General features: G+C 70.6%; 15 protein-coding genes. 7 read left to right on the forward strand and 8 right to left on the reverse strand.

The genetic code is table 11. The annotated features are described in order from the left end of the window. Window positions 1-69 precede the first annotated feature (69 nt). From ACIBCK_RS29625 to ACIBCK_RS29655, 7 genes are all read left to right on the forward strand, one after another. Entirely contained in the window at window positions 70-903 is an 834-nt protein-coding gene (locus ACIBCK_RS29625; protein WP_367044778.1) for a hypothetical protein, read from the forward strand. Next, complete coding sequence (locus tag ACIBCK_RS29630; protein ID WP_399395134.1) at window positions 903-2,885, forward strand: fumarate reductase/succinate dehydrogenase flavoprotein subunit; 1,983 nt, start codon at window positions 903-905, stop codon at window positions 2,883-2,885. Before ACIBCK_RS29625 ends, ACIBCK_RS29630 begins: the two co-directional genes overlap by 1 nt. Then, complete coding sequence (locus tag ACIBCK_RS29635) at window positions 2,882-3,688, forward strand: succinate dehydrogenase/fumarate reductase iron-sulfur subunit (protein ID WP_399395136.1); 807 nt, start codon at window positions 2,882-2,884, stop codon at window positions 3,686-3,688. Before ACIBCK_RS29630 ends, ACIBCK_RS29635 begins: the two co-directional genes overlap by 4 nt. Window positions 3,689-3,876: 188 nt before the next feature. Then, window positions 3,877-5,097, forward strand: a complete 1,221-nt coding sequence (locus ACIBCK_RS29640) for an alpha/beta hydrolase family protein (RefSeq protein ID WP_399395138.1) — start codon at window positions 3,877-3,879, stop codon at window positions 5,095-5,097. 47 nt (window positions 5,098-5,144) lie between these two features. Continuing rightward, window positions 5,145-5,819: a phosphotransferase gene (locus tag ACIBCK_RS29645; protein ID WP_399395140.1), complete on the forward strand. Its 675-nt coding sequence runs from the start codon at window positions 5,145-5,147 to the stop codon at window positions 5,817-5,819. A gap of 417 nt (window positions 5,820-6,236) precedes the next feature. Next, window positions 6,237-8,345: a TPM domain-containing protein gene (locus ACIBCK_RS29650; RefSeq protein WP_399395142.1), complete on the forward strand. Its 2,109-nt coding sequence runs from the start codon at window positions 6,237-6,239 to the stop codon at window positions 8,343-8,345. Between the two features lie 127 nt (window positions 8,346-8,472). Further along, complete coding sequence (locus tag ACIBCK_RS29655) at window positions 8,473-9,186, forward strand: PspA/IM30 family protein (protein WP_399395144.1); 714 nt, start codon at window positions 8,473-8,475, stop codon at window positions 9,184-9,186. Between the two features lie 75 nt (window positions 9,187-9,261). Here the strand turns inward: ACIBCK_RS29655 and ACIBCK_RS29660 are convergent, their stop codons facing one another. The 8 genes from ACIBCK_RS29660 to ACIBCK_RS29695 all read right to left on the reverse strand — a co-directional run bounded on the left by ACIBCK_RS29660 (window position 9,262) and on the right by ACIBCK_RS29695 (window position 19,321). After that, complete coding sequence (locus tag ACIBCK_RS29660; RefSeq protein ID WP_399395146.1) at window positions 9,262-11,880, reverse strand: SpoIIE family protein phosphatase; 2,619 nt, start codon at window positions 11,878-11,880, stop codon at window positions 9,262-9,264. A 166-nt stretch (window positions 11,881-12,046) separates the two neighbouring features. Continuing rightward, a complete protein-coding gene (locus ACIBCK_RS29665; RefSeq protein WP_399395148.1) occupies window positions 12,047-12,463 on the reverse strand; it encodes an ATP-binding protein in 417 nt (138 codons plus the stop codon). Window positions 12,464-12,689: 226 nt separating this feature from the next. Next, on the reverse strand, window positions 12,690-13,076 hold the full coding sequence (locus tag ACIBCK_RS29670; protein ID WP_399395150.1) for a (deoxy)nucleoside triphosphate pyrophosphohydrolase: 387 nt from the start codon (window positions 13,074-13,076) through the stop codon (window positions 12,690-12,692). 18 nt (window positions 13,077-13,094) lie between these two features. Then, window positions 13,095-13,280: an SPOR domain-containing protein gene (locus ACIBCK_RS29675; protein WP_399395152.1), complete on the reverse strand. Its 186-nt coding sequence runs from the start codon at window positions 13,278-13,280 to the stop codon at window positions 13,095-13,097. 216 nt (window positions 13,281-13,496) lie between these two features. Further along, complete coding sequence (locus ACIBCK_RS29680; protein WP_399395154.1) at window positions 13,497-15,191, reverse strand: purine-cytosine permease family protein; 1,695 nt, start codon at window positions 15,189-15,191, stop codon at window positions 13,497-13,499. Window positions 15,192-15,369: 178 nt separating this feature from the next. Continuing rightward, window positions 15,370-16,122 carry a GntR family transcriptional regulator gene (locus tag ACIBCK_RS29685; protein WP_399395156.1) on the reverse strand — a complete coding sequence of 251 codons (753 nt, stop codon included), beginning with the start codon at window positions 16,120-16,122 and terminating at the stop codon, window positions 15,370-15,372. Window positions 16,123-16,296: 174 nt separating this feature from the next. After that, a complete protein-coding gene (locus ACIBCK_RS29690; protein ID WP_399395158.1) occupies window positions 16,297-17,445 on the reverse strand; it encodes an alpha/beta hydrolase fold domain-containing protein in 1,149 nt (382 codons plus the stop codon). Window positions 17,446-17,746: 301 nt separating this feature from the next. Further along, window positions 17,747-19,321, reverse strand: coding sequence for a S8 family peptidase (locus ACIBCK_RS29695; RefSeq protein ID WP_399395160.1), 1,575 nt, complete (start codon window positions 19,319-19,321; stop codon window positions 17,747-17,749). Window positions 19,322-19,421: the final 100 nt, after the last annotated feature.

The raw sequence follows: 19,421 nt of genomic DNA on the forward strand, positions 1-19,421 counted from the left end.
TGCCCTCCGGCGGCCGAGCCCGGCCGCCCGACCCGAGGACGAACCTGAGGACGAAGGAGTGGAGCCTCGTTGGCCACCGGCACGGAACCCCATCTGAAGAGCGGTCAGGATCCCGGCGGCGTCCGAGCGGCGACGCGCGCCGCGATCAGCGCTGCCCATCTGCGGACCGACCGCTGGTGGCTCGCGCCCGCCGCGACCGCCGCCGGCCTCTTCGCCTTCATCGTCTACTCGACGTGGCGGGCCTTCGCCAACGCGGACTATTACGCGGCGCCCTACGTCTCACCGTTCTACTCACCGTGCCTCGCCGAGAACTGCGAGCCGATGCGGTCAGGACCCAACTGGGAGATCTTCGGCAGCTGGTGGGGCCTGTCCCCCGCCCTGCTGATCCTGATCTTCCCGCTCGGCTTCCGCCTGACCTGCTACTACTACCGCAAGGCGTACTACCGCGGCTTCTGGGCGTCACCGCCCGCCTGCGCGGTCGCCGAGCCGCACAAGAAGTACTCCGGAGAGACCCGCTTCCCGCTCATCCTGCAGAACATCCACCGCTACTTCTTCTACGCGGCGGTCCCGGTGGCGGGCATCCTCACGTACGACACCGTGCTTTCGTTCCGCGATGAGCACTACGAGTGGGGCCACATGGGCCTCGGCACGCTCGTCATGCTGGTCAACATCGTGCTGATCTGGGCGTACACCCTCTCCTGCCACTCCTGCCGGCACATCGTCGGCGGCAAGCTCAAGCACTTCTCCAAGCACCCCGTGCGCTATCGCATGTGGCAGTGGGTCGGGAAACTCAACGCGCGGCACATGCTGCTCGCCTGGGCCTCCTTGGTGAGTGTGGCGCTCGCCGACTTCTACGTGTATCTGATCGCGTCCGGCGCCTTCGACGATCCGAGGTTGTTCTGATGTCTCAAGTGGAGCGGCAGCAGTGGGATGTTGTCGTGGTGGGAGCCGGAGGAGCGGGCCTGCGGGCCGCGATCGAGGCACGTGAGCAGGGCGCCCGTACCGCCGTGATCTGCAAGTCCTTGTTCGGCAAGGCCCATACGGTGATGGCCGAGGGCGGCATCGCGGCCTCCATGGGCAACGTGAACTCCGGCGACAACTGGCAGGTGCACTTCCGCGACACCCTGCGCGGCGGCAAGTTCCTCAACCAGTGGCGGATGGCCGAGCTGCACGCGCGTGAAGCCCCGGACCGCGTATGGGAGTTGGAGACCTGGGGCGCGCTGTTCGACCGTACGGCGGACGGGCGGATCTCCCAGCGCAACTTCGGTGGGCACGAGTATCCACGCCTCGCGCACGTGGGCGACCGGACCGGCCTGGAGCTCATCCGCACCCTTCAACAGAAGATCGTCTCCCTCCAGCAGGAGGACGAACGCGAATTCGGGGACCACGAAGCACGGTTGAAGGTCTTCCAGGAGTGCACGGTCACCCGCGTTCTCAAGGAGGGCGAGCGGGTCAGCGGCACGTTCTGCTACGACCGCGAGTCCGGCCGCTTCTTCGTGCTCGAAGCCCCGAGCGTCGTCCTCGCGACCGGCGGCATCGGCAAGTCCTTCAAGGTGACGTCGAACTCGTGGGAGTACACGGGCGACGGTCACGCGCTCGCGCTGCTCGCCGGGGCGCCGCTCCTGAACATGGAGTTCGTGCAGTTCCACCCGACGGGGATGGTCTGGCCGCCTTCGGTGAAGGGCATCCTGGTCACCGAGTCGGTGCGCGGCGACGGTGGTGTACTGCGCAACTCCGAAGGCAAGCGGTTCATGTTCGACTACGTACCGGACGTCTTCAAGGAGAAGTACGCGCAGTCGGAGGAAGAGGGCGACCGCTGGTACGAGGATCCGGACAACAACCGGCGTCCTCCGGAACTGCTGCCGCGCGACGAAGTGGCGCGCGCCATCAACTCCGAGGTGAAGGCGGGCCGCGGGTCGCCGCACGGCGGGGTCTTCCTGGACGTCTCCACGCGCATGCCCGCCGAGGTCATCCGGCGCCGGCTCCCCTCGATGTACCACCAGTTCAAGGAGCTCGCGGACGTCGACATCACGGCCGAGGCGATGGAGGTCGGGCCGACCTGTCACTACGTGATGGGCGGCATCGCGGTCGAGTCCGACACGGCGGCGGCGGAGCGCGTACCGGGTCTGTACGCGGCAGGAGAGGTCGCCGGCGGCATGCACGGCTCCAACCGGCTCGGCGGCAACTCCCTGTCCGACCTGCTCGTGTTCGGGCGGCGCGCGGGGCTGCACGCGGCGCGGTACGCGGCGGGCTTCTCCGGGGCGGGTCTCTCCGGAGCGGGTCTTTCTGGGGCGGGTCTCTCCGGAGCGGGCGCCAGGCCGTTGGTGGACGAGGTCGAGGTGGACACCGCGGCTGCCGAGGCGCTGCGGCCGTTCAGTGCGGAGGGCCCCGAGGACGGGGCGACGCCGGAGAATCCGTACACCCTCCATCAGGAACTCCAGCAGACGATGAACGACCTGGTCGGCATCATCCGCCGCGAGGGCGAGATGGAACAGGCCCTGGAGAAGCTGGCGGAGCTGCGGGTGCGGGCACGGCGGGCGGGCGTCGAGGGCCACCGACAGTTCAACCCCGGCTGGCACCTGGCACTCGATCTGCGCAACATGCTGCTCGTCAGCGAGTGCGTGGCGCGGGCCGCCCTGGAGCGCACGGAGAGCCGGGGCGGACACACCCGCGAGGACCATCCGGGGATGAACCGCGAATGGCGCCGCGCGAATCTGCTCTGCCAGCTCACGGATCCTTCCGGCGGGCTCGCGGCGACCGATCCCGTACGCGGCCAGATCGACCTGGTGCGGGTCACCACCGAGCCCATCCGTCCCGACCTGCTTGCTCTCTTCGATAAGGAAGAGCTGGTCAAGTACCTGGCCGAAGAGGAGCTTTACGAGTGAGTACGTCTACGTCCGCGTCCACGCCGAGTTCCACCTCGTACGACGCGCGGTTCCGGGTCTGGCGCGGGAACGTCGAGGGCGGCGACCTGGAGGACTTCACGGTCGAGGTCAACGAAGGCGAGGTCGTCCTCGACATCATCCACCGCCTGCAGGCGACCCAGGCCCCCGACCTCGCGGTGCGCTGGAACTGCAAGGCGGGCAAATGCGGTTCGTGCTCGGCGGAGATCAACGGCCGGCCGCGGCTCATGTGCATGACGCGGATGTCGGTGTACAGCCGCGAGGACGTCATCACGGTGACACCACTGCGGGCCTTTCCCGTGGTGCGGGACCTGGTGACGGACGTCGGCTTCAACTACACGAAGGCGCGGGAGGTGCCGTCCTTCGTGCCACCTGCGGACCTCGGCCCCGGCGAGTACCGCATGCAGCAGGCGGACGTGGACCGCTCCCAGGAGTTCCGCAAGTGCATCGAGTGCTTCCTGTGCCAGGACACGTGCCATGTGGTGCGTGACCACGAGGAGAACAAGGCGGCGTTCGCGGGACCGCGTTTCCTGATGCGGGTCGCGGAGCTGGACATGCATCCGCTGGACGCGGCGGCGGAGAGCGGCATCGACCGCAAGAAGACGGCTCAGGACGAGCACGGTCTCGGCTACTGCAACATCACGAAGTGCTGTACGGAGGTGTGCCCGGAGGGCATCAAGATCACGGACAATGCCTTGATTCCCTTGAAGGAACGGGCAGTTGACCGGAAGTACGATCCGCTGGTGTGGCTCGGGAACAAGATCCGGCGGCGGGGGGAGCAGTAGCGCCGCTCGGGCCGGGTGGGGGTAAACCCCCAGGGTGAAGACTCAAGTTTTCCCCCATGGTCACGGGGGCGGGGCGAGATCAGCATGGAGGCATGAACTCTTCTTCGGCTGTGACTCGCTCGGCTTCGGCTGTGACTCGCTCGGCATCGCACCCGGCTTCTCGATCTTCTCGATCTTCTCGATCACGCTTGACCCGACGCTCGGTGCTCGGCCTCGCGGCGGCCGGTCTGGCGGCGACCGTGCTGGCCGCCCCGGCGCCGGCCCCTGCGCACGCGGCACCCATGGGCGTCGAGGCGAAGCTCCCCGCGCCCACGGGCCCGCACCGGATCGGCACGGTGTCGACCCGCATTGTCGACACCTCACGGCGCGACCCGTGGGTGAAGACCGTGCCGTACAGAGAGCTGATGATCAGCGTCTGGTATCCGGCGGCGGGCAGGCCGAGCGGCGCCGGACACCGCCTCGCTCCGTACATGGCGCCGGGCGCGGCAGAGCGCTGGAACACGAAATCGCCGCACGGCATCCCCAAGGACGCGATCGAATTCGCGGCCGTACGGACGCACGCGCGGGAGGGAGCTCCGGCCGACACGAGCGAGGGCCGACGTCCGGTCCTGCTGTATGCGGCGGGCGCGAACGACCCGCGCACATGGGGCACTTCCGTGGTCGAGGAGTTGGCGAGCCACGGCTATGTGGTGGTGACGGTCGACCACACCTATGAGGCGCCGGGGGTGGAGTTCCCCGACGGCTCGGTCAAGGACGACGCCCCGCTCCTCAAGGCACTCGAGGAGGCGCAGCGGGACGACGCCGTGCCGGCGCTGCTCAAGAAGGTCCTCGACGTCCGGGTGGCCGACTCGAAGTTCGTCCTGGACCGCCTCGGTTCGCTGCCGCACGGCCTGTCCAAGGTCGTGGACCGGAAGCGGGTGGGCATGATCGGGCAGTCGGCGGGCGGAATAGCGGCCGCCGAGACCATGTACGAGGACGGCAGGGTCAAGGCGGGCATGAACATCGACGGCACCCTGGAGCACAACCCCGAACCGAACGGCACGAACCTGCTGCCGGTGGCCCGACACGGCCTGACCGGCCCGTTCCTCCTCATGGGCAGACAGGGCAGCGACCGTACGACGGAGCCGTCCTGGCGCGCGTTCTGGTCCCACACGACGGGCTGGAAGCGGAACCTGACGGTGCGCGGCTCGAAGCACCAGACGTACACGGACCTCGCCGCGCTGCTCCCGCAGGCCGGGGTGGACCGCAAGGTCATCGAGGACAACGTGGGGACGGTCGACCCGGGCCGCGCGGTGGCCGCCGAGCGTGCCTACGCGACCTCGTTCTTCGACCGCTGGCTGCGAGGTGAGGACGACCACCTCCTTGACCGGCCCTCGGGGAGGTATCCGGAGGTGGAGTTCGCGGGGTGAGGCGCCATTTCGCTGCGGAGGCACCGGCGGCGGCTTACGCTCCCGGGATGGGGACGACTGATCGACTGCTCGGCTCGGGGCGCACCGCGGATGTCTTCGCACTGGACGACACGTGGGTGCTGCGCCGGTATCGGGACGGTACCGACGCGACTGACGAGGCCGCCGTCATGACGTATCTGTACGAGCACGGGTACCCCGTACCGCCGGTGCGCCCGGCCGAGGCCGGGGCGCCGCCCACCGACCTGGTCCTGGGCCGGCTGACGGGACCGAGCATGGCGGAGGCCGCGATGCGGGGCGCGATCACGCCGCAGGAGGCGGCGGTGATCCTCGCCCGGTTGCTGCACACGCTGCACGCCCTTCCGGCCCGCTCGTCCACCTCGCCCACGGACCGGATCCTGCATCTCGACCTCCACCCGGAGAACGTGATCCTCACCCCGGAGGGCCCCGTGGTGATCGACTGGGCCACCACGGAGGAGGGGCCGCCCGGCCTCGACTGGGCGATGTCGGCGCTGATCCTCGCGGAGGTCGCGGTGAGCGACAGACCCGAGGCCGCGGGGTCACGCGCCGCCCTGGCCACGCTCCTGACGGACGCGGCGGTCGATGTCAGGGCCACAGCAAACGACCACCTCACGGAGGCCCGCGCCCGCCGAGCAGCGAACCCGACGCTGGGGGCGGACGAGTTGCGGTGGCTGGATGCGGCGGTGGAGCTGGTGCTGGGGTAAAGCAGACGGGGCGAAGGAGGGCCGCGGAGAAGAGACGCCTCCCGGCCTCACTTGGTCGCGGCTCCCGGCCACGGAGCCCGGACGCGGCTCCCGGTGACGCACACCTTGGGCCAGGCCGCCGGGCGCCACGGTGCGAGCGCCCGGTCACGAAGCCCGGCCGCGACCCCGGTCGCGTCCCACCGGCGCCGCGCTGTGGGCGTCCGGACGCCCACACTCTCCCAGCCCGGTAGCGCGCCCCCAGCTGCGGCCGGGCCCCCTGCCGAGAACCCCCGGACGCCCGACCCCGGTCGAGGCACCCCGGACGCCCGACCTCCGGCGATACCCCGCTCAACGACCCCCGGTAGCGAGCCCCCGGTCACGGAGTCCGGCTACGGCCCCCGGTCGCACACCCCCCAAGACGGTCATACGCTCCCAAATGTGACGCCGCCCTCGCACATAGTCGTGCGGGCGTCAGCGGTAGCTGTTGCACTGCTCAGCTGGTGCCTGTTGCTGCTGGTCGCCCCCTCGGCACTCGCCGCCCCGGCCGACGACCCGGTCACGCTCTCTCGTGACGGCCAGATCACCGACAAGGTGGGCGCGCTCGGCGACCGCAAGGACGCCACCGCACGCGCGCTCGACCGGCTCTACGACGACCGCGGCCTCCAGCTCTTCGTCGTCTACGTACGGGACTTCTCCGGGCGTGGCGCGCAGGACTGGGCGGACGTCACCGCTCAGCGCAACGGGCTCGGTCTCGACGACCTGCTGCTCGCCGTCGCCACGCACGACCGCCAGTACGCCTACTCCGCGGACGCCGATTCCCGGCTCACCGAGGCTCAGCTCCAGGACGTGGCGACCACCGCGATCAAGCCCGCGCTGCGGCAGAACGACTGGGCGGGCGCGGCCATCGGCGCCGCGAACGGTTACGACGCGGTCCTCTCCGGCCGGCCCGTCCCCACCCCGGAGATCACCCCGGGAGCCGCCGATCCGGGTGGCGGCAGCGGCAGCGGTGCGGAGACGGCCACCGGCGACCTCGTCCTGCCCATCGCGGTGGTCGGCGGCGCGGGCGCCCTCGCGGCGGTCGCGTACAGCCGCCGCAAGCGGCGTACGAACACGCGGACCACGCCCGGAGGCGGCGGCTGGGGCAAGGGCGCGGCGGGCCAGGGGCCCACCCCGCTCCCGGAGCTCGACAAGCGGAGCAAGCAGCTCCTGGTGGAGACCGACGACGCGATCCGCACCAGCGCGGAGGAACTCGGCTTCGCCACCGCCCAGTTCGGCGAGGAGGCGGTGCGGCCCTTCACGGACGCGCTCGCGTACGCACGCTCCGAGCTGACCACGGCCTTCAAGCTGCGCCAGCAGTTGGACGACGCCTATCCGGAGGACGACGCGACCCGGCGCACCATGCTGGACGAGATCGTCGCGCGCTGCACCGAGGCGGGCCGACGCCTCGACGCGGAGGCCGCGGGCTTCGACCAGCTGCGCGCCCTGGAACGCGACGTGACGGGAGCCCTGGACCACGCCGAGCAGGTGTTCCGGGAGGTCACGGGCCGCACATCGGCGGCGGAGACCACCCTCGGCGAGATCCGCGAACAGTACGCGCCGCCCGCGTCCGCGGCCGTGGTCGGCCATGTGGAGCAGGCCAAGGACCGTCTCGTCTTCGCCACGACGCATCTGAACGAGGCCCGCCAAGCCATCGACGCGGGTGACAACGGCAAGGCCGCCGTTCATCTGCGGGCCGCCGAGGGCGCCATCGACCAGGCGGGCACCCTCGTGGACGCCGTCGACCGACTCGCCGACGAGCTGGCGCTGGCCACGGAGAAGCTCCCCGCCGCGCTCACCGAGACGGAGACCGACCTCGCCGAGGCGCGCGGCCTCCTCGAAGGCACCACGGCGGGAGCCTCCACGGCCGATCTGCACGGCCGTATCGCCCGCGCGGAGACGGTGGTCGCCGAGGTCCGCAAGAAGATGGCCGCGGGCCCGCACGACCCGATCGACGCCCTGCGCCGGGTCGAGGAGGCCGACGCGGTCCTCGACGAGTCCCTGAAGGGCGCCCGCGAACGCGAGGTCTCCCGGCAGCGCGCCGCCACCCTCCTCGGCCAGGCCCTGCTCACCGCGCGCAGCGCCGTGGGAACGGCGGCGGACTTCATCGACACACACCGGGGCGGCGTGGGCAGCGAGGCGCGGACCCGTCTCGCCGAGGCCCAGCGCCATCTCTCGGGCGCCGAAGCCGCCAAGGACACCGACGCCTCCGCGGCGCTCGCCGAGGCGCAGCAGGCCGACACCCAGGCCCGGCAGGCCCAGCAGCTCGCCGAACGCGACGTACGCGGCTACGGCAACCCCTACGGAGGCGCCGGCGGCCGTGGTGGCGGCATGGGCGGCGCGGTCCTCGGCGGCATCATCCTCGGCGAGCTCTTCGGAGGGGGCCGCGGCATGGGCGGAGGCGGCTTCGGAGGGGGCGGCTTCGGCGGCGGTGGCTTCGGCGGCGGCGGTCCCGGAAGCTTCGGCGGCGGCGGTACCCGGGGGCGGATGGGCGGGGGCGGAAGGTTCTGAGCCACGCCCGCCCTGTCCCGCTGGCCGCCCCGCCCCTCTGGCCGCCCTGCCTCTCCGCACCCGTCCCGGTTCTCTGCCCTCCCCGCCCCGTCCCGCTGCCACCACCCCTCACACAAAGGAGCCCGTCATGACCAAGCAGACGATCCTCGGCCGCGTGGCCCAGCTCGCCAAGGCCAACATCAACGCCGCCCTCGACCAGGCCGAGGACCCGCAGAAGATGCTCGACCAGCTCATCCGCGACTACACGAACAACATCAGGGAGGCGGAGGAGGCGGTCGCGACCACCATCGGCAATCTGCGGATGCTGGAACTGGACCACAAGGAGGACCAGGAAGCCGCAGCGGAATGGGGCACCAAGGCGGTCGCGGCCAGCAAGAAGGCCGACGAGCTGCGGTCCGGCGGCAGTGCCGTGGAGGCCGACAGGTTCGACGGCCTGGCCAAGGTCGCGCTGCAGCGGCAGCTGCAGTCCGAGCGGGAGGCCAAGGACGCCGAGCCGACGATCGCCTCGCAGACGGAGGTGGTCGACAAGCTGAAGTCGGGCCTCGACCAGATGAAGATCAAGCTGACCGAGCTGCAGTCGAAGCGCGATCAGTTGGTCGCCCGCGCCAAGACCGCGCAGGCCCAGAACCAGATGATGGACGCCGCCCAGAACATCGATGTCCTCGACCCGGCCAGCGAGTTGCACCGCTTCGAGGACAAGGTGCGCCGCGAGGAGGCGAAGGCGCTGGGGAAGCAGGAGCTCGCCGCGTCCTCCTTGGACGCCCAGTTCGAGCAGCTGGACAGCCTGGGCGACACGGCGGAGGTCGAAGCCCGCCTCGCCGCCCTCAAAGCGACCACCTGACCGCGGATGCGACCCACCACCTGACCACGTACGCGACCGACCACACACACGAACCACAGGGCCACGTAGCGGCCCTCAGAACAGGCTGAGCAGCGCCTCCGCCGCGTCCATCGGCTCCACCCCGCTCTGCGGCAACGGCATCTCGAACCACACCGTCTTGCCGCGCGGCGTCCTGCGCGAGCCCCACGCGGCGCTCAGCAGGCCGACCAGCTGCAGCCCGCGCCCGCCCTCGTCCGTGTCGCGCGCCCGGCGGCGGCGCGGCTGGACGAGGCCCGCGTCCCACACCTCGCACACCAGGGTGCGGTCGAGCAGGAGCCGCACCCGGATGTCGCCCTCGCCGTACCGCAGCGCGTTGGTGACCAGTTCGCTGACCAGCAGTTCGGTCGTGTCGCAGAGGGGGTCGAGGTCCCAGGCGCGCAGCTGCTCGCAGGCCAGTTCGCGGGCCCGGCCCACCGACTTCGGGTCGCGCTCCAGCGTCCAGTCCCCGACGGCCTCGGCGGGCAGACCCTGGATGCGCGCCATGAGCAGCGCGATGTCGTCCTCCCCGTGGTGGGTGTCGAGGGTGTTCAGGACGTGGTCGCAGACGTCCTCGAGAGCGGGCGCGGGGTCGTCGATCGCGCGTACGAAGGCGTTCAGGCCCTCGTCGAGGGGGTGGTGGCGGGACTCGACGAGCCCGTCCGTGTACAGCGCGAGCAGACCGCCCTCGGGCAGCTCGACCTCGACCTCCTCGAAGGGCTCACCGCCGACCCCCAGCGGCATGCCGGGCGGCACGTCGAGCATGAGCGGAGTCTCGCCGGGCTCGACGAGCACGGGCGGCAGGTGGCCGGCGTTGGCGAAGGTGCAGCGGCGCGTGACGGCGTCGTAGACCGCGTAGACGCACGTGGCCAGATAGACCTCGGCGAGGTCCGTCTCGCTCGCGGCTCGCGTCTGCCGGGCCGCTCTGGTGGCCTGCTGGGTGCCCGAGGGGTCGCCGAGGCCGCGGGCGATCTCGTCGAGCGCGGAGAGCACCTCCGCGGGCTCCAGGTCCAGGAGCGCCAGGGTGCGTACGGCGGTGCGCAGTTCACCCATGGCGACGGCGGCCCGCAGACCGCGGCCCATGACGTCGCCGACGACCAGGGCGGTGCGGTGGCCCGGCAGTTCGATGACGTCGAACCAGTCGCCGCCGACCTCGGTCGCCGCGTTGCCCGGCAGATAGCGGCAGGCGATGTCCAGTCCTGACGCCTCGGGGTCGTCGGGCGGGAGCAAGGAGCGCTGCAATATGAGGGCGCGTTCGTGCTCGCGGCGGTAGAGGCGGGCGTTGTCGATGCAGACGGCGGCGCGGGCGGCGAGCTCGACGGCGAGGGCGCGGTCGCGCTCCCCGAAGGGCTCGCTTCCCTTCGTACGGGAGAACTGGGCGAGGCCGACGACGGTGTCGTGGGCGACCATCGGCACGGCGAGCGTCGACTGGATGAGCCCGCCGGTGAGCCTGCTCGCGGAGCCGTCGTCGGCCGCGGAGACGAGCCGCGGACGTGCCGCGCGCAGGGCGTCGGCGCACGGCGATGTGAAGGCGAAACGGTGTACGGCGCCCACGTCGACGGGGTGGCCGCCCTCCGGGAAGGGCGCGTCGGCGACGGCACTGGCGAAGGCGACGCGGCGCAGTTCGGCGCTTCCGTCGGCGAGGCCCGGGGGTGTCTCGTCGCCGTCGAGCAGGCCTTGGTAGAGGTCGACGGACGCGAGGTCGCAGAAGCCGGGGACGGTGACGTCGAGCAGCTCGCGCGCGGTCGTCTCCAGGTCGAGGGAGTTGCCTATGCGTGCGCCCGCCTCGTTCAGGAGGGCGAGGTTGCGGCGGGCGTGGGCGGCCTCGCGGGCGGCGGCGTGCCGTCGGGTGACGTCGGTGCCGAGGCCCGCGACGCCTATGGGGCGGCCGGAACCGCTGTGCACGCGGTAGAGGTTGATGGACCAGTGGCGGCGGTCGTTGCTGCCGGGGGCGGGGCCGACTATCTGCATGTCCGTGACGGAGTCGCCGGTCTCCAGGACCCGCTTGAGCGCGGCGGCCATACGGTCGGCCTCGTGCCGCGGCAGATAGTCGTGGACGGTGCGCCCGCGGTGTTCCTCGACGCCGCCTCCGAAGACCGCGGCGAAACGGCGGTTGGCCCGCTGCACCTTCAGGTCCGTGCCGAACAGCAGGAAACCGAAGGGAGATTGGCCGAAAATGGCCTGCGAGGCGGCGAGGTCCGTCTCGATCTGCCGGAGCGCCCGTACGTCGACGACGATGCAGACGGCGGCCCGCTCGCCCTCCTCCGTACCGGTCGGCATCACATAGACCTCGGCGATGCCCTCGGAGCCCTTGCGGGTCTCCGCGTCGGACGCGTCGGGCCGGGCCGGGGCCCGGAAGGGGACGGACCCGGTCCACTCCCTGCCGTCCAGGATCTCCGCCATCTTGCGGTGCCCGCTGCTGCGCAGCTCGGACGGGACGAAGGCCTCGATCGGGTCCCTGCCCACGGCGTCCTCGGCGGCCACCCCGAACAGCCGCTCGGCACGCAGGCTCCACTGGTCGATGAGACCGTCGGGGCCTATCGAGAACGAGGCCACCTTGATGTAGTCGTAGATCGAACCGGGTGGACTGCTCTGCCACATCACGTCATCCGCAGCTTCGCCCCTGGCGTCGCCCGACGGCCCGTCCTGCTCCGTCGCCTTCGCTGGTATCTCGCTCACGCGAACCGTCCCCTCCAGCTCACCACGTCCGGCACCGGTCACCGGATGCGGCTGCCCGCAGTATCCAGCACTACGGAGCCACGCCACACGGCGTTCACGATCACAGCACGGACTCAACTCTTTTTGGCCCGTGACGGTCTTGTGTCCGTCCCACGCTGCCAGTCTTCTAACCCGGCAGCGCCAGCTCGAACCACACCGTCTTGCCCGTCTTCCCCGTCCTGCCCTGCCGCGTCCCCCAGCGCCGGGACGCCCGCGCCACCAACTGGATACCCCTGCCCCCCTCGTCATCAGGGGAGGTCTCGCGTTCCTGGGGCGGGTCGGGAAGCGGATCGGACACCTCGACGAGGAGGGTGCCCGAGGGTCCGGTCGGACGTACGAGCCGTACGCCGATGGGGCCTGACGCGTGCCGCAGGGAGTTGGTCACCAGTTCGCTCACGAGCAGCACGGTGATGTCGCCGACCGCGGCGAGGCCCCAGGCTCCGAGCTGCTTGCGGACGACGGCACGGGCCATGCGCACGGCGCCCGCGTCCGCGGGAAAATCCCACTCGGCGCAGTCGCCTTCGGTGTCGATCACGCCGATCACTTCCAGACCAGCAACAGCGGACCCTTGTCCGGTTTCATGGGGTTAATGGGCACATACCCGATATCCCGCCGGAATTACCGCTTACCTTGGCGCACTGTGGCACGAACGGCGTAGGTGGGGCTCAAGTGCGGCGAGACAGACCTCGCACGCTCCCCCCCGGCCGATGGCACTCGCTCGCCCGGCCGACGGCACTCCCTCGCCCGGCCGGCGGCACCCCATCCCGCTGCTAGCGGCACTGCATCGCCGCCGCGACCGCCGGGACGTCCGCGTCCAGCCAGTCCACCGACCAGACCTCGTCCGGCGAGAGCCAGCGCAGCTCGTCGTGGTCCTCCAGGGGCTCGGGGACTCCGGACAGGAGCTTCGCCGTCCAGACCCACAGGACGTACCCCGGCTTGAGCGGCCACTGCCCCGGCACTCTCGCGACCGGCTCGGCGTCGACGCCCAGCTCTTCGCGCAGCTCCCGTACCAGGGCTGCCTCGGGGTGCTCGCCGGGCTCGACCTTCCCGCCGGGCAGTTCCCAGCGGCCCGCGAGCTCAGGGGGCGCACTGCGCCGCGCGGCCAGCAGGCGCCCGTCGTCGTACAGGGCGGCGCCCACCACGATCCGTTCCGTCATACGGCGGAGCCTATGCGGTCAGTGCGCGCTGCTGTTCTGGCTCAGCTTCTCCACGCTGTACAGGCGCTGACGGCCGTGGTCGTCGAGGCTTTCCGCGATCCTCTCGGCCTCGGCCTTCGTCGCGTACCTGCCCACCCTGTAGCGGTTGCCGTTGTCGTCCTGACGTATGACGAGCCAGGGAAGAACGGCCGTTCCGTCATTCATCGCGCCCCTCCGCTCCCCGCCCCCGGCGCGCGCCACGCCTCGATCAGTAAGGAAACCGCAATCCGCATATGCCCGAGCCTACGCCCGACCTTTACTCAGCGGATACGACTTTGCACAAAGAGGTACGCAATCGGCCAATAGGAAGGGGGCGCACCCTGTCGGGTGCGCCCCCTGATGACGCCGGTTCGGCCGGCGCGAGCCCTTGCCGGTCCCGCGTCAGTCGGCGCGCACCGTCGGCATCGGCATGAGCACCGGCGCACTCGGCGGCGACGTACGGCAGACGTCTTCGCACTCCGCGTCCAACGAACAACACAGGGAGCAGATCGGTCCCGCCTGGACCGGGCAGTCCGCGATGTCCGGAAGTTCGTACGCCGTCTCGCAGACGCTGCACGCGTGCGTGGCCGTCACGTCGGGCACGTCGACGTGGGGGCCGTTCACCGGGTTCGGCCGCGCCAGGTAGTACTTGCCCCGCGTCGCCCAGGCGATCAACGGGCACAGGACAACGGCGAGTCCGGCCGCGATGAACGTCGAGAAGGCTTCCGCGTACTCCCCGAAGAGGCCGAAGAAGGCCAGGATCGAGACCACCGAGGCGACCACCATCGAGCCGAAACCCGCCGGGTTCACCGCGTACAGGTATGCCCTCTTGAACTCGATGTACGGGGGACTCCAGCCCATCCGCTTGTTGATGACGAGGTCGGCGGCGACCGCCACGATCCACGCGATGCCGACGTTCGAGTAGAAGCCGAGCAGCTTGTTGAGGGCCGCGAACATGTTCATCTCCATCAGCGTCAGCGCGATGGCGAGGTTGAGGAAGATGTACCAGACCCGGCCCGGGTGCCTGTGCGTGATGCGGGAGAAGAAGTTCGACCAGGACAGCGAGCCGCTGTAGGCGTTGGTCACGTTGATCTTGATCTGGGAAACGATCACGAAGAGGGCCGCCGCGGGCAGGGCGAACGAGCCGAGCCACGGTTTCAGGGCCTCGATCTGCGGGGCGATCGGCTCCAGGGCGTGCGTCCTGCCGACGGCTTCGAGGGCCGCGAACGCCAGGAGCGCGCCGCCGAGCTGCTTGGCGGCGCCGATGATGACCCAGCCGGGTCCTGCCGCGAGAACGGCCAGATTCCAACGCCTCTTGTTCTGCTCGGTCTTGGCGGGCATGAAGCGCAGATAGTCCGCCTGCTCGCCGATCTGGGCGATGAGCGAGAGCGCGACGCCCGTGCCGAGCCCGAACGCGACCCAGGAGAACCCGCTGCCCGCGCCCTCGGTACCCCCGAAGGAGCCGAAGGCGCCCCAGGCGTCCGGCGCCTCGAAGGCGAGCACCACGAAGGGCAGCACCATCCCGACGAGCCAGATCGGCTGCGTCCAGGCCTGCACCTTGGCCAGGGCGCCCATGCCACGGAAGACGATCGGGATCACGATGAGCGTCGTGATCAAGTAGCCGATCTCCACCGGGAGTCCGACGGCCTGGTGCATGGCCTGGGCCATGATCGAGCCTTCGAGCGCGAAGAAGATGAACGTGAACGAGGCGTAGATCAGCGACGTCAGCGTCGAGCCGAAGTAGCCGAAGCCGGCGCCCCGGGTCACCAGGTCCATGTCCAGGCCGTACTTGGCGCAGGCGCGCGCGATCGGGATGCCCGTGACGAAGATGATCGTCGCGGCGCACAGGATCGAGGCGAGTCCGCTGGTGAAGCCGTAGGTGAACACGATGGACGCGCCGATCGCGAAGTCCGCGAGGTAGGCGATGCCGCCGAGCGCGGTCGACGCCACCATCGTCGGCGACCAGCGCCGGAAGGAGTGCGGCGCGTACCGCAAGGAGTAGTCCTCGCGGCTCTCGTCAGCCGCCATCTTCGCGTAGCTGCGCCGGGGCGGTGGTCCCGCGGCGGCACTGGTGTCGCGGGTGGCCGTATCCGTCATGTGGGTTCCTGTCGTCCGACCGGGTTGCGGGTACGGGCGATGAAGTTAGGAGCCGTACATGACATGTCACTGACGGGCCTGATTGCTCCGGCGTTACGGAAGTCGATCGCGCGTTAACTCGCGATCACGGCGGGCGGACGGGCCCGTCCGGATTCCTGGCATGCGCCGGAGTGTTCGGTCACCTCACCGGCAGGTGGTAGGCGATCCGATAGCGGTCGGCGGGGACCACGACGTCGGCCGTCTCGACCGGCTTGCCCGACGCGTAGTACGTGCGCTGCACGACGATCACCACATGGCCGGGGACACCGCCGAGCGCCATGAGCTCCTCCGCAAGCCCCGGGCGCGCGCCGACCTCCTCCGCGACGTTGTCCACGACCACGTCGATGGCCGCCATGCGCTCGACCACTCCGCAGCCCCCCAGCGGCCCCTCTTCGGGGAGCATCACCGGAGTGCGTCCGGTGACGGCGAGGGGCTCCCAGGACGTGGAGAGCATCATCGCCTCGCCCGCGTCGCGGTACACGTACTTGGTGCACATGACGCGGTCGCCCGAGCGGATGCCGAGACGCTCGGCGATCGCGCTGCCGGCCTCCACCTGCTCGCTGCGCGACTCCCAGGTGCCGCGCGCGCCGTCCTCCGCCTGCTCCTGACGGAACGGCGTCGAACCGCCGGACGCGCGATAGCCGGTGCGGGCCACGCGACGGGGCACGGGTCGCTCGCGCACATAGGTGCCGGATCCGGAACGCCCTTCGACCAGGCCCTCGGCCATCAGGACCTTGCGGGCCTCCAGGGCGACCGTGTCCGACACTTTGTACTCCTCGCGGATCCTGGCCTGCGAGGGGAGCCGGGTGTGCGGCGGCAGCGAACCGTCGACGATCTTCTTGCGGAGATCACCCGCGACACGCAGATACGCCGGCTGTTCACCGAAAGTCACTGGCCACTCCCATCAGCTTGACAGACAGCAACAGCCTGGCAACCGTGGGTTGTTGGCCGCAACCCAAGGCCAAGGAATCACTCGAAGTGATGATTTTGGGGTGTGCAGGTCTTTACGCAGGGGCTTTCCGCAGCTATGGCGATCACATTCCCGCGGCACCCCGGAGGACGCCGATCAAGCGCTCTCGCCCCGGATCGCGAGGAAGCGGGAGATCGCCGCTCGCGCGATCTGACTCCCCCAGCCGCCCCAGTTCACGTCGAAGCAGTGGTCGGCCCAGGGAAGTTCGACATACGTCGACGGCGCCCCCGCCGATCGGAGTCGCCGCGCCAGCTCACGCGCCTGCGCCACCGGCACCGCCCGGTCCGCACTGCCGTGCAGCAGGAGCGTTGGCGGCACATCGGTCCGCACGAGCTTCGCGGGCGAACCCAGCAGGTAGCGGGCGGGCACGGACTTCGCCGAACCGCCCATCAGCCGCGGGATCATGGGGTCGGCGCGCAGCGCGGTGCCCGCGATGAGGCGCGCCATGTCGGTCGGCCCGTAGAGGGAGATCACCCCGGCGACCGAGCTGTCACGCACCGCACAGGACGCGGGGACGCGGCCGTCACCCTCCGTATAGGCCGCCGCGAGCGCGAGGTTGCCGCCCGCCGAACTGCCCGCGAGCACCAGGCGTTCGGGGTCGATGCCGAACACGCGCGCGTGCCGCCGCACCCAGCCGACGGCGCACTTCACGTCGCCGATCTGGTCGAGCTGGGTCGCGCGGGGCGCGAGCCGGTAGTCGATGTCGAAGACGGACCAGCCCCGCGCGTTGAACCAGCGGTTCCACGCCGGACTCTGCCCCCGGTGCCCCTTGTTCCACCCTCCCCCGTGCACCCAGACCACCGCCGGGTGACGCACCCCCTCCCGCTTCGGCAGGGTCCACAGGTCCAGCTTCTCGCGCCGCTCACCGATGCGGGCGTAGCGGCGGGTGCGGTCGCCGTCGGGGGCCTTGGCGTAGTTGACGCCCTCGAAGTAGGCGGAGGGAACGAGGGGTTGCCCCTGCCCCTGGGCGGTGCGGTATGCGGCGGCGTACGGCATGACCCCGTACACGAGCCCCAGGAACGCGGTCAGGACGGCCAGCCCGGCGCACCAGGGGTGGCGCCGCCCCGCGGCCACTCCGGCGACCAGGCCGATGACCGCGGGCGGCACGAGCACGAGCCCCCAGGAGGTGACCGCCGCCGCGACGAGCACCAGGAGGGAGATGCGGGGCAGCGGGGCGGCGACGAGCACGACGAGGGCGGCGTTCAGGAGGGCGATGGCGACGAGGAGCCAGCGGGACAGATGCACGAGGCGCGAACCCCTGGGGCTGCTCCCGCCGTTGCGGCCGTTCCCGCCGTTGCGGCTACCCCTTCGGGGAGGGTCCGACGCCGCGGGCCCCGGAGTGCGGCGGCCCGCGGCGGCCGGCGTCACGACAGTCGTCACGCCGAAGAACTATCACAGAAGCGGACAAAAGGCCCTTAAGCTGAGCAACCTCGCCCACGGAGCGGGCCGGGCCGAAAACCCGAAGCCGGTCTCCGCGGACGAGGCCGCGTACGGCGGACGAGGCCGCGTACGTACGGGAGCAGCAGCTCAGCTCACGGCCTGCGGCCTAGAACTGCAGCGCCCAGGAGTCGATCCTCCCCACGTCCTGCGCCGCGTTGTCGCTCACCCGCAGCTTCCAGGTGCCGTTGGCCGTCTCGGACGACGCGTTCACCGTGTAGGTGGTGTTGATGTCGTCCGAACTGCCGCCGGTGCCATAGCCCTTCAGCGTGTACGCGCTGCCGTCGGGAGCTATCAGCTGCACCTGGAGGTCACCCACATAGGTGTGCTTGATGGCTACCGGCACGCTCAGGGTGGCGGGCGCCGAGCCCGGGACGCCGCTCACAATGACCGGTGATTCGGCCGTGGCGTTGTCGTTGATCGCGTAGTCGGCCGCGTTCTCGAACTTGGGGCCCGGAGGGTTCGTCGAGCCGGGGCCCACGTTCAGGAGGCGGTTCGGTGAGCCCGATCCGGGGCTGGTGACGACGCCGGTGGAGGCCGCGCTGACCAGCGCCGCGGAGACCTGCGCCGGGGTCGCCGCGCGGTTGTCGGCGAGGTAGAGCGCCGCGGCGCCCGCGGTGTGCGGGGACGCCATCGACGTACCGGAGATGGTGTTCGTCGCGGTGTCGTTCGTGTTCCAGGCCGAGGTGATGGACGAACCCGGCGCGAACAGGTCGAGGACGCTGCCGAAGTTGGAGTAGCTCGCCTTGGCATCGGTGTTCGTGGTGGCGCCGACCGTGATGGCCTCGGTCACGCGCGCGGGCGAGCGCGTGGAGGCGTTGACGGATTCGTTGCCGGCCGCGACGGCGAAGGTGATGCCGGACGCGATGGCGTTGCGTACGGCCGTGTCCAGGGCGCTGTCGGCGCCGCCGCCGAGTGACATGTTCGCCACGGCGGGCTTGACCGCGTTCCTGGCGACCCAGTCGATGCCGGCGACGACCTGCGCGGTGGTGCCGGAGCCCTGGTTGTTCAGGACGCGCACGCCGACGATCTTCGCCTTCTTGGCCACACCGTGCAGGGTCCCGCCGACGGTGCCTGCGACGTGCGTGCCGTGGCCGTGGCCGTCCTGGGCGGTGTTGTCGTTGTCGATGGCGTCATAGCCGTAGGAGGCGCGTCCGCCGAAGTCGCTGTGGCTGATGCGGACTCCGGTGTCGATGACGTACGCCGTGACGCCCTCACCGGCTGAGTCCGGATAGGTGTACGAGTTGTTCAGCGGGAGCGTCTTCTGGTCGATGCGGTCCAGGCCCCAGGACGGCGGGTTCGGCTGGGTGGCGTCGACGGTGAACGTGCGGTTCTGCACGACCGACGTGACCGCCGGGTCAGCGGCGAACTTCTTGGCCTCGGCCGCGGAGAGCTCGACCGCGTAGCCGTTGAGCGCCTTCTTGTACGTACGGTCGATCTCGGCGCCGTACTTCTCGGCCAGGGCCTTGCCCTGCCTGGAGTCGGCCTTCGCGGCGTCCGCGTCGAGGCTGACTATGTAGCTGCCCGGTATCGCACCCGGGGCTCCGGCGTTCTCGATCGTGCCTTCGGCCTGACCCGGGCGGGCGGTCGCGGGGAGGGCGGAGACGACGCCGAGGGCGAGGGCCGCGACCGCTGTCGCGCTGATCCCGGCCAGTCTTCGGCGGGTATGACGCATCACTGCCATCTGAGGGGTCCTCCTCAATAGGTGGTGCGCTGGTGGGGGATGGTGAGGGATGGCGCAGACAGGGGTACCGACAGGGACATGTCAAGCAAAATGCCCGTTC

It is taken from the genome of Streptomyces sp. NPDC051218, assembly GCF_044455475.1.
In the GTDB taxonomy this organism is placed as follows: Bacteria; Actinomycetota; Actinomycetes; order Streptomycetales; family Streptomycetaceae; genus Streptomyces.

Excerpts from the sequence above, each read along its gene's own strand:
- ACIBCK_RS29675 (WP_399395152.1), bottom strand. The coding sequence starts at position 13,280 with ATGAATGACGGAACGGCCGTTCTTCCCTGGCTCGTCATACGTCAGGAC.
- ACIBCK_RS29680 (WP_399395154.1), bottom strand. The coding sequence starts at position 15,191 with ATGACGGATACGGCCACCCGCGACACCAGTGCCGCCGCGGGACCACCG.
- ACIBCK_RS29645 (WP_399395140.1), top strand. The coding sequence starts at position 5,145 with ATGGGGACGACTGATCGACTGCTCGGCTCGGGGCGCACCGCGGATGTC.
- ACIBCK_RS29630 (WP_399395134.1), top strand. The coding sequence starts at position 903 with ATGTCTCAAGTGGAGCGGCAGCAGTGGGATGTTGTCGTGGTGGGAGCC.
- ACIBCK_RS29655 (WP_399395144.1), top strand. The coding sequence starts at position 8,473 with ATGACCAAGCAGACGATCCTCGGCCGCGTGGCCCAGCTCGCCAAGGCC.
- ACIBCK_RS29695 (WP_399395160.1), bottom strand. The coding sequence starts at position 19,321 with ATGGCAGTGATGCGTCATACCCGCCGAAGACTGGCCGGGATCAGCGCG.
- ACIBCK_RS29670 (WP_399395150.1), bottom strand. The coding sequence starts at position 13,076 with ATGACGGAACGGATCGTGGTGGGCGCCGCCCTGTACGACGACGGGCGC.